Here is a 219-nt window from a genome sequence, read left to right on the forward strand (position 1 = left end):
TAATCTTACAAATGTTATTCAGTTTTTAGAGTACTAACTCTAAATAAAGATTATGCGGTTATTACAGCAAAGAGGATACACCTGTTCCCATTCCGAACACAGAAGTTAAGCTCTTTAGCGCCGATGGTACTTGGTGGGAAGCTGCCTGGGAGAGTAGGACGTAGCCGCGTAATCTTTTTTATTTTACGTGGATTTAAGTGGTGGTTGATATTTAGTTTG

At 38.8% G+C, this 219-nt stretch carries 1 rRNA gene; it reads left to right on the forward strand.

The features are described 5' to 3' along the window. Window positions 1–53 precede the first annotated feature (53 nt). Window positions 54–170, forward strand: a 5S ribosomal RNA gene (gene rrf, locus LEQ07_RS19915). Window positions 171–219: the final 49 nt, after the last annotated feature.

Origin of the sequence: Paraclostridium sp. AKS73 (assembly GCF_025671395.1) — a bacterium.
Classification (GTDB): domain Bacteria; phylum Bacillota; class Clostridia; order Peptostreptococcales; family Peptostreptococcaceae; genus Paraclostridium; species Paraclostridium benzoelyticum.